At 56.3% G+C, this 6863-nt stretch carries 3 protein-coding genes; all 3 read right to left on the bottom strand.

Annotated elements, in window-relative coordinates:
- Positions 1-657: 657 nt before the first annotated feature.
- Complete coding sequence (locus ACS5Q1_RS23830) at positions 658-2043, bottom strand: hypothetical protein (protein ID WP_473100493.1); 1386 nt, start codon at positions 2041-2043, stop codon at positions 658-660.
- Positions 2044-3079: 1036 nt separating this feature from the next.
- Complete coding sequence (locus tag ACS5Q1_RS23825) at positions 3080-4495, bottom strand: polysaccharide biosynthesis/export family protein (protein ID WP_473100492.1); 1416 nt, start codon at positions 4493-4495, stop codon at positions 3080-3082.
- Between the two features lie 354 nt (positions 4496-4849).
- Positions 4850-5698: a hypothetical protein gene (locus ACS5Q1_RS23820; RefSeq protein WP_473100491.1), complete on the bottom strand. Its 849-nt coding sequence runs from the start codon at positions 5696-5698 to the stop codon at positions 4850-4852.
- Between the last annotated feature and the right edge of the window lie 1165 nt (positions 5699-6863).

Below are 6863 nucleotides of genomic sequence, written 5' to 3'. Positions count from 1 at the left end.
GCATCGCGCTCGCCTGGGCGCGGTTCGGGCGCCAGATCATCGCCGCGCGGGACAGCCGGGAGCTGGCGGGGTATCTGATCCAAAAGGTGCAGATCTACCTGCGACGTCCACGCCATCCCTCACACTGGATCCGTACCGATAGATCCTGAGGTTGGCAAAATCTGGTAGCGTCTCGGCGCAATCGCGACCAACTGCTGTCTCCATTGGGTCGTATCGGTCGGCTCGCTGGGCGCAATTGGGTCGGTATCACACCTGGCTACCGAATTGCGGACTTAACTTTTGTCGCTGGAAGATAGATATGAATGCTGAGGAGCCGAGGCAACGTTGATTGAGTTCAGCATGGCTGCGCTTCAACTCCATCGAGATGTATTGCCTTCAGATCCGGGGGCTCGCTCTCCTCGTGAGAGTGGTCCCGCCGCGCACTACCGCTCCCAGCTGTTACAAACGGGCGTTCGGGCGTAACGCGCGCTGAACAGATGGCGGCATCGAGCGTTAGGCTTTGCGCGATGCTTTCGAACGTTCCAATGCGGAAAGATCACTGGTCCCAGTGGTCGGCTGAAGTCCAACTATCCCAATCAAGCCCACTCCCATTCAGCCTGAGGCACTCAATACGTACACCCTGTATCGTCCGGCAGCTGATTACAATGCGGTGCTGCCTCATTCTCCCGATAGACTAGCAAGCTCGCCTAGCAGCAGGTCCTTACAGGCCGTCGTAGAAATAGCAGCAAGGACAGCTCGGCCCGGTACGGTCCGCCCGAAGTAGCGGTTCAGTTTACCCCAATAGTAATCAGCTCGTGTCCTTACAATCGGTTGCTCGCGGTAAGCTGCTCCGCCGAACAGATAGATGAGTTGCTGACCGGCAGCAATCCCTTCCAGAAGTGACTGCTGCCAGCCTTGAGGCATGACCTCGGTTATTGAAACTTTGCAATCCCCTGCAGTTCCGTTCACCCAAGCCAAGTCATCCCCAGGGGTGACCTCGGTCACTTGGAAGCCCTGGTTTCTGAGAAGCGTTGTGACCTCACCAGGAAATATGGCTGTCGCGGTGACAGGAGCAGTGAGGAGCGGGAGGCCAGGGAGCTTGAGGAGTAAGCTTGCCGTCAGCATCAAACCCAACCCGGCGCTGAACATAGGTTGAAAGGTCGATTCGGTTCGCAAACTAGCGTGGGCTGAGAGATGATGTCGGGCACCGAACAGGCAAATCAACAGCATGACCGCAAGGCTCAGCCAGCCTGCTAGTGTCATACCGATAGGGCCATGGATTAGGTCATAATAGCCTGGATAAAATCCGATTAGGCTAACCCGCAGAACATTGATCGCGATTACTGCGGCGCTCGCGAGCCCAACCCACCCGATATCTTGCAGCGAGTCTGGCCGATTGAATGTTTTTGAGATCACTATCCAGCATAAGACCACCAGTGAGACATTGGCGAGGGACGAGCACGCTGGAGCAATCCAGAGATAGCCCGAGCCGTCAGCGAATTGAATCGCATTTCCGATACGGGGTGTGCCCACCAGCCATCCCACAATTGTCGCATCGGCTTGAAGGATTATGTCGCCTATCGCCGCAAACAACAGGCGGGCCCAGAACATCGGCACGGTTAGAGCGAGGAGTATCCAGGCGCCACGTTGAAGGAAGTTGGATCGGGGCGACGTTAGCAGAATGTGAATGGACAGGCCGGAAATAGCCAACCAGCTCAGCGGCGCAACGGGCACAAGAAACGCGAGAAGCGCGCAAGCGGCTATAACTGTGTCAGAGCGCCTCACCCGCTCCTGCGAGCCGCACAGCAGAAGTGCGACTCCGATGACCCAAGCACTCCAGACGATAACGCTGGTATCAAAAGTGTTCGCCAGCGCGGCAGCAATCCCACTCTCTGCCAGCGCGAAGTAAATTCTCTCGATAATGCCATTGGCAAAACCAACCACGATAAGGCCAGCGAAGAGCGCATTGCGTGAGACAAGGGCGGCCAAACCCGCCCCTTCCTGGACTGCAGCGCCTGCATCGGCGAGCTTTGGGCGCGAGGAAAGCCCATCATTGGTCAGCATATCGACGGCCTATTCGGCCTTGTTTCGGCTGCGGTAGCGGCGCACCAAGACATACCCGCCCGCAAGGAGGAGGAACGGCAGTCCAGCCCCGGCAATTGGGCCAGGTGCTCCTTTGTTCGGGCCTCCTGAGTTACCGCCACCATCAGGCCGGCCGCCGTCCCTATGGCGTTCCCACTCCTCGAACCACTTTCCGGCTGCCTGAGCCGGGGTAGCATATACAGCAGTTAGGCCACAGAAAGCAGCTGCATAGATGAGAATATTGTTCGCCCGGGGCATGGAAGTATCCGAGTCAGAGAATTGTTCCCTAGCAACATAATGCAAATATTGAGCGTTGGCACATCACCGATCCAAATGCGCGGGGCTTACTCTGGATTACCTCTGCTGAGAGCAATGATGATTTCGAGCAGTGATGAAGAAAGTACGCGCTCTTGCTGGTGCTAGAGCGATGCCGAATAACAGGTGTGTACGGAGCAAAGAAGGCTGTGCCACGCTGTGATGTTGGAGGGCGACGCTGTTCCGAGGCGATGCGAGTATGTCAGGTCGATGGATGCTCACTGATGCAGCGCTCGTGCAGAACTATAGATCGACTGCCACACAGGTGAAGGTTAATCAGCCGGAGCCCGGCTCAATGGCGCGGGGTCGCTTAGCGATCAGCATCCAACCGAGTTCAGTCCAACGTTGTGCCCACAGCCGCAAACAGCCTGTATAGCCAATCAGGCACGCCATATCAGGATTAGGTACTATTAAGTGACTATCAAGTGTACGGGTACGGTGTCAGCCGGCTGTCCGTCGCGCAGGATCTGGTCCTGCGAAGATATGGAGAGCCAACGCTTGGCATCGCCCACCGACGACACTTGCGGCTACATGCGTGCCTTGGCAAATGTCACGTTCAATGCCGACCCAAAAGATCGATCTCTGATTGACCCGTCGCTTCGTTTATGCAGCTAGCTCACGTGCCGCCGGCGCGTGATCCCGTGGGAGTGTCATCTCGCACAGCCACTTCGGGTTCACAATGCTGCCCTTGATCTCTATCCAGTCAGCCGCGGTCGCGGCGAGCCTCGCGCCTAGGCCTTGCGCCGACCACCGGCGCTCCTGGCGCCGGATCGACCCTGATGAGATCTCCTTCCCGGATCTGCGTGAGTTCAGTAGCCGGGATCTCATTGACACTGCCTGCCTCAGTCCGAAGGATCACAAACGATCGAGATGCACTTGCGGCATTCATACCGCCGGGTGGCCGGCTTACACTTTCGGGGTGCGTCACCTGGTCCTGACTCGCCTCGATTCTCGAACGAAGGACATCAAGATCACGCTTGGTCTGCTGAAGCTCGGACTGTAAGTCGATCTGGCGTTGGTTCTGGATTTCCGGGAGAGCGGCCGTATGTTGGATGACGTTGCTCTCCGCCCGCGTCAAATCTGCTTGCAACGAAGACTTGGTACGTCTGAGTTCCTCTAGCGAGATCTCCATTTCAAGCAAGCGCCCATCCGTCATAATTCCTTTGGATACTAAAGATTTGATGCTTTCATAGCGCCTACTAGTCAAATCAAGCTGATTATCGGTCGTGGCAATCTGGGATCGGACAGCGTCAACCTGACGTTTGGCGGTATCTCTGAGGCGCTCAACCACCTCCAACTGATCTCGGTACTTTTGACGCCGCCTCTCTAGCAGAGCCTCCTCCCGCAGCAGGTCCTCCTTAAGGGTTAGATCCTGATGCGCTGCAAGTTCGGCCGGCAGATCAATTGATCCTTGATCATTCAACTCAGCTTGGAGTCTAGCCTCGCGGATCAGAAGGCTACCCAGCTGTCGCTGCGAAGCTGCGGATTCGACGGCACGATCGCGGTCATCAATCTCCGCTCGGAAAAAGCCCCCGGCCACACTAACCGCGTGGAGAACCGTCATTCCGCTTCGAAAACGGTACGCGCCGGGCTGATCAACGTCTCCCGCAACATAGATCATGGGAGGTTCCTGCTCAGGCGCTGGGCTTAGCATCACGGTCAGGTTAAGAGTATCTTTGAAATATTCCTGAAGCCGTTGCTTCAAGGCCGCCTCAAGCTCCTCGGGCGCCAAGCCCTCTGCTTGCATATGACCAGCAAGCGGCATCGAAATGCGGCCGTCGGGCCTGACTACGATCTGGCGGTTGAGGGCCTGCTGCTGCGCGACCCAGACTTCAACGAGATCCCCGGCCTTGAACCGATATGAAGACGTTTGCGCCGCCGCGCTGACGACCCATAGACTAAAGCATAGAGAAGCGGCGCATAGCATCAAGAGCAATCCCGCTATTGGGGAAAAGTGTCGCAAGCACCTTTGGAGTGAGGAGAAACCTCCATTCGCAACCGGATTTGCTTTTAAGGAAGCGAGTGCGAAGGCGTGGAGCCGTTGGAGTTCGCAGAGATCGGCAGCACGTGCAAAAAGATGTTCAATCTGATCTGGTCCACGATCGGATGTGACAGACACGACATCTCTCCGCATTTTCTTATCCTATTTTGCAAAGAGCCCCAACGGGAACTCTACACACTCTAGTTGCCAGCGCACGCCGCACAACCACTGTAATGTTGGGCTATGATCTTTCTTCTCTCGGCTTTGCGAGCTGCCTCTCACCTCGGGAGCCGGAGGAGAACTTCCAAAGCTCCTTGTGCAATTCACGGCTCCTTTATGTGCTAGGCAATTCGGCTGCAGTGTGATGAAGCTAAGGACTTTCACTCATGATTTTCCAGATCTTTATGTGAAGTTTACTGTATTCGAACTCATCCACAGCAGACGAACGACTGCGAGAACACCCTGTTGATGTCGAAAGGAGGCGCGCATGGACTAATCCGGCGCCGGATACCAGTACCTGCGATCATGAGCGGCATTGTAGTACAATGGATTATCGTCGTCGTCCCGAGACAGCCGGTAGCGCCAGCGGACAACGTGCTGTAGCCACTTCGCATAAGCCCGAACCGCGCTTCCCTCCGGACGCCAATAAGTGTCGCGCATATATGACCAGAATGTATATACGAATTCGCCGGTGATGAACGCGCGGCACGCCTCCAGAGAATTTGCGCGTATTTCTTCGGCATGCTTAGTGGTGAAAGCCCATGCTATGGTCTGCAGAATTTTGGCTTGCTCACCGTCAACGTCGGGCGGCGCCCAGGCTCCCACAGGAGAGCGTTGGTACACTACCGCGTAACTCACAAGAGCTGCGTAATATGAGCCGAGAGGCGTCAGATGTACGTCATCTCGAAACAGGCGATCTAATGTCTGCCGCACACTTGTCCCGGTAAGGCCCGGCAGGCCATTGCTGTGCGTTGCTCGTTCCACGAGAGCTGCGAGAGCAACCGCCACCGGCAGCGACGAGATTCGATCAGTACGTCCTTCGGCAGCCAACGACCGATTGATCCTTGCAGCCACACATTGCCATGCCTGGAACGCTTCCCGCTCATAGGCGATCCACCGGCTAGGATTGTCCTTATCATTCAGGCTGATCCAGGAATGATACAGATAGGTGGTTGCCTGTGGGTTTCCATCAATGAGCCGATCATGAAAATGTCGAAGATAGCGGACAGTGTCATTCCAGATCAGGGAGCCAAGTAGTGTGTGCTGTTCCGTAATGATTAACGCGTCGTACCGATCGCTGCCAATGGTTTGCGGTCGGCGCAGCTCATCAATGACATTCAAGCCTCGCCCATCCCGGTTCTCCCCCTCGTGGTAACCGGCCCACCCCATCTCACCAGCGCCGCGCCCTCGGACACGCTCGCGAATGGAAGAGCCGAACAGGTTTTGCTGGTTCCAAACGGTGGGCGTGTCGAGACTTCCGGCGATAGCCGCAAGGTAATCCGGGAACGGGTGGTCTGTAAGGCTATGCCCCGATACGAAGATCCGGGCGGCCTGTCGTGGCGTCGCTGTCTGGTCCACCGTTATTTGGGGGCCGCGGGTTGGCAGGTTCGCGTCACAGCCAGCTTGGCACGTTTGGATTGCAGCCGTAGTCATCGCGAGTGCGATAGCTCCGCATTGCGATGTCTTCCTTGCTTTCTCCAGCACACGCTCGCCGTGCAAACGGCCCCTTCGCAATAGCCAATTAGATGGAGGCACAAGGAGAGAATCCACATGTCACCCTGAATTGTATCGAACAGATGCTTCGAGAGTAGGGCTCCAAGCACCCAGTTGCCCAGTTAGGAATAAGGACAGGCCGGAGGAAAATATGGGGTAATTTACACTGTGATCCAAGGCTGCCAAATTTTGGGGGGTCAAGTTGCCAAGCGAGCATGAAACAACGAACAAATAAGGTTGGTTGGCTGAGGGAGCCTCTGATTCTGTGCCAAGCTGCCGAAGTACGACAACCTGCCTGGAATTGGGCATGCACTCCGAGGCATCGCTCGAGCGGTTAGTGAACGTGCAATGGAAAATCCCATACTTACGGCTGCGGCCACACTGGTGTGTCTTCCGTCGGTGACGCTTGCGGTCGAGATCCTGGCGGCCTCTACCCTGAGGCCCCCCCTCAGGCTCCCTGCCCGCTCGGGCCGGATTGGGACCATCGCGGTCCTCGTGCCGGCCCACAGCGAACCGTTGAACTGGGGGGTTTTAAACCGTCGGAACCTAGTGTCACATTTAATGGGGTATAAAAGGAGGCCGGACAGGAATAAGGATTGACCCGTTGACCCACGAACCTCGGGATGAGAGCTTCGTAGACAAGCTATGTTAAGTCCCACTGTACACCTAAGAGAGGAACACGGAGGTAGATTAACCGATAACGCTTCCCCGGCAAACGTGCCGCTCGCACACGACCTCTTTCGTTCCTTCTGTAGCGTTACGCCTCGATAGCGTGAGCGCTACTGATGCCGAC

It is taken from the genome of Microvirga sp. GN3, from assembly GCF_055792825.1.
The sequence above is the reverse complement of the archived record's forward strand: the minus strand, read 5'-3'. Positions and strand labels throughout refer to the sequence as shown.

Coding starts and splice junctions, on each gene's coding strand:
- ACS5Q1_RS23830 (WP_473100493.1), bottom strand. CDS start 2,043: ATGCTGACCAATGATGGGCTTTCCTCGCGCCCAAAGCTCGCCGATGCA.